Origin of the sequence: Brevundimonas sp., from assembly GCF_044239655.1 — a bacterium.
Lineage (GTDB): Bacteria > Pseudomonadota > Alphaproteobacteria > Caulobacterales > Caulobacteraceae > Brevundimonas.
The window spans coordinates 1-3409 of the sequence record NZ_JBIIAY010000194.1 but is presented as its reverse complement, the minus strand read 5'-3'; the positions used below and the strand labels follow the sequence as shown (position 1 = coordinate 3409).

General features: G+C 65.8%; 5 protein-coding genes and 1 pseudogene. 4 read left to right on the top strand and 2 right to left on the bottom strand.

Annotated features, from left to right (window positions below):
- From ACILQR_RS16125 to ACILQR_RS16110, 4 genes are all read left to right on the top strand, one after another.
- Positions 1-301, top strand: a 301-nt coding sequence (locus tag ACILQR_RS16125) for a hypothetical protein (protein WP_395652383.1), incomplete at its 5' end; no start/stop codon positions are given.
- 37 nt (positions 302-338) lie between these two features.
- Entirely contained in the window at positions 339-713 is a 375-nt protein-coding gene (locus tag ACILQR_RS16120; RefSeq protein WP_395652382.1) for a hypothetical protein, read from the top strand.
- An 89-nt stretch (positions 714-802) separates the two neighbouring features.
- A complete protein-coding gene (locus tag ACILQR_RS16115; RefSeq protein WP_271144786.1) occupies positions 803-1231 on the top strand; it encodes a hypothetical protein in 429 nt (142 codons plus the stop codon).
- A 70-nt stretch (positions 1232-1301) separates the two neighbouring features.
- Positions 1302-1934: a helix-turn-helix transcriptional regulator gene (locus tag ACILQR_RS16110; RefSeq protein WP_395652381.1), complete on the top strand. Its 633-nt coding sequence runs from the start codon at positions 1302-1304 to the stop codon at positions 1932-1934.
- Positions 1935-2037: 103 nt separating this feature from the next.
- Here the strand turns inward: ACILQR_RS16110 and ACILQR_RS16105 are convergent, their stop codons facing one another.
- Together ACILQR_RS16105 and lysK are read right to left on the bottom strand one after the other, a co-directional pair.
- Entirely contained in the window at positions 2038-2508 is a 471-nt protein-coding gene (locus tag ACILQR_RS16105; protein WP_395652380.1) for an SH3 domain-containing protein, read from the bottom strand.
- A gap of 120 nt (positions 2509-2628) precedes the next feature.
- Positions 2629-3409: pseudogene (gene lysK, locus ACILQR_RS16100) on the bottom strand (lysine--tRNA ligase); the annotation flags it as partial.

The window sequence follows — 3409 nt, the reverse complement described above, 5'->3', positions numbered from 1 at the left end:
GAGTTCCACCCTGATGGCGCTCCTGCCCCGGGCACGGGCCGAGGCCTATCTGCCGGCCGTCACAGGCCAACGCGTTTTTGACGGGGCCGCAGCCTCGATCGCCGCCCTGACCGAAGCCCGGTCCCACATGGTCGATACCCACAACACCTTGGCCGCTCTCGCCCGAAAACTGGGGCTGGAAACCCTGGCCATCGGTCCGCTGGACAAGCCCGAGGATACGCCGCCGAACGGGGGCGGGATCACGGCTGCTTTCGCGCCAAAGGTAAACAAATCCCTACCGCTTTCGCCTGACGCGTGTTAAGCTTTCCTTCATCTGTTGCTTTTGGAGGGATACAGTAATGGAACGTGCCGAAATCGCTGCCGGCGTTGCCGGTGACCTGACTGCTACGGAACGTGCGGTCGACGCCGCGATCACCCAGGCGACCACCCTGGTGCAGTCGATGATCGGCGCCCGCGCCGCCCTGTCGATCTCGCCGGTGGCCTTCGCGGGTTCGCAAACCAAGGCCATGGAAACCATCGCGCAACTGGCCGCCGCTCGCGACGCCATCGTCGCCTGCCACGCCGAACTCCAGAAAGACCACCGTCGCATGGGCTGGGGCACCTACGCCATCGGTCCGCTCGACAAGCCCGACGAAGGCTGGCCCGAGCCCGACAAGGTTCCGTTCGCTCCGACGGACGTCGCTGCCTCGGGTCGTCGCCTTCGCGCCGTCTGAATTCGACGTAATGTTCGCCTCCAGTCATTTTGATTGGAAGCGATTCACGACAGGATCGCCCTCGTGTCATTCGGCACGAGGGCGTTCTTATGTTTGATTCCCTATGGTCCCAGGTCGGCGCGATCCTCGTGGTCGGCGTCTGCGTGTTCGCCTTCCTGAAGGGTGATGAGCCCGAGCGGATCGCGGCGGGGGCCTATATCCTGGGCTGGTTCGCCTCGATGCTGCTCCAGACGGACGGCGAGCTCTACGAGGTCCAGTGGGGCGTCTTCGCCGTCGACACCGCCATGCTTCTGGTCCTGATCGGGCTGATCTGGAAGTCGAAGAAGACCTGGCCGGTCTGGGCCGCCGCCTGCGACCTTCTGATCGTCATGAGCCACGTCGTCCTGATGATCGATGTCCGGCCGCCGATGATGGCCTTCCTGACCGTCCTGAACCTGGCCGGCTATGGCGTCCTCATCTCCCTGGCCATCGGCACATTCTGGGCCTGGCAGGAGCGCAGGGCGGCAGGACTGGAGTAGAATTCCAGACTAGGCTTATATTCTTACATCGACTATCCTGCGGGCAAATCAGTGCGAGCCTTGTCCGCCCATGCCCCTGTCCCATGCCAAGATCTGGAAGGCCGTCGACAATCTGGCGCGGCGCGAGGGGCTGTCGGCCTCGGGGCTGGCGATCCGGGCGGGGCTGGATTCGACCAGCTTCAACCCGTCCAAACGGTTCGGCCCCGGCGATCCCCCCCGCCCCCGCTGGCCCTCGACCGAGAGCCTGACCCGGGTGCTGGAGGCGACGCGGATTTCGCTCGGCGACTTTGCCGATCTCGCCGAGGACGCCTCTGCGCCGGCGAAACTGCCTCTGCTGGGACTGGCCCAGGCCGGGGCCGACGGCTTCTTCGACGACGCGGGCCTGCCGACCGGCGACGGCTGGGAACAGACCGAACTGCCCCGCGCCGCAGAGGGCCGGTTCAGCCTCGAGATATCTGGCGATTCCATGGTCCCCCTGTACCGCCCCGGCGACCGCGTCATCGTCGATCCGGCGCAGTCGACCGTGCGCAAGGGCGACCGCGTCGTGGTTCGCACCGCCGACGGCGAGACCATGGCCAAGGAGATCCTTGCCATCAACGCCCGGACGGTGACCCTGGGCTCCATCAACCCCGCCTACCCGCCCCGCACCGTCCCGCGCCGCCAGGTCGCCTGGATGGCGCGGATACTCTGGGTCAGCCAGTAGGCAAGGAAAAAGGGCCGCCCCTTTCGGAACGGCCCTTCTCAAAATCACACTCGAAGCGCGCTCAAGCAGCGAGGCTCCGCGAGCCGAGCGATAGCGCCCTTACCTAGTTGGCGCCGACATAGCGGGCGTTGACCCAGCCGCCACCGGCGATCTGGACCCACTCGCCTTCCGAGCCCGAGGCGCTGAAGGGCTGGCCCGCCGACAGGCGCGACACGACCCGATAGTTGGTGCCGGGGCCCGAACGGACGTTCAGGTTCGACAGGGCGCGGTACTGGCCACCGGTCGAAATCTGGGTGGCACGGGCGCGCTGCTGGTTACAGCCGATGTAGGAACCGGCCGCTGCACCGGCGGCACCGCCGGCGACGGCACCCAAGGCACGTTCGTTGCTGGAAATCCGGCTGCCGGCCAGGGCACCGAGCACGCCGCCGATCACGGCACCGGCCTGCTGGCGGCCACCGGGAGCGTCACAGCTGGTGATGCCGTTCGACTGGGCGGACGCAGCCATCGGGGCCGCAGTGATGAGGGAAGCCATCGCAGCAGCGGTGGCCAGGGTGATCTTGAATGTCTTCGACATGGCTCTCTCCATTTCATCGAGGTTGGTCGATGGCTGCACAATGCCCGAGCCCACATGAAGGCTCCCGGAGCTTCACCGTTATTTTCGGTTCATGTACGATGACGGACATATCGGCCACAGTCACGCCTGGCTGGCAAGTTCCCCATGCGCCCCGGCCTCGATCAACTGAACGGTCTGCGACAACCCATAGATGGCCGCGAACGAGCCGAACCTGGGCCCCTGAGACGCGCCCAGCAGCACCTCATACAGCGCCCCGAACCAGCCGCGCAGCGGCTCGAACCCGTGCTCCTTGCCCACCGCATAGACCTCGCCCTGGATCAGCTCGCCATCGGTCGTGTCGTCGGGCAGGGCCTTCAGCCGCCCCGCCAGATCCAGCAGCGCCGCCTTCTCCTTGTCGTCGGGCAGGCGATAGGACTTCGAGGGCTTCACGAAATCCTCGTAGTAGTTCAGCGCCCGCTCCATCAGCCGGTCCAGCAGCGGCTCATTCTCGGGCGTCGCCTCGGGCAGATACTTCGCGAAATAGGCCCACAGCTGCGTCTTGGACGACGCATTGGCCACGCCGACCAGGTTCAGCAGCAGGGCGAACGACACCGGCGACGTATGGGTCGGCGGCTCGCCCGAGTGGATCGACCAGACCGCATTGTCGATCCGCTTGGCCGGCTCCTGGGTCTTGTAGGCCTCGATCGCCGCCAGATAGTCGTCGATCGCGCGCGGAATGACGTTGAAATGCAGGCTCTTGGCCGACTTCGGCGACTGGAACATGTACCAGCTCAGGCTCTCGGGCGTGCCGTAGCGCAGCCACTCGTCCATGGTCAGGCCGTTGCCCTTGGACTTGGAGATCTTCTTGCCTTCGATGTCGAGGAACAGCTCGAAATTGAACCCCTCCGGCGGCGTCCCGCCC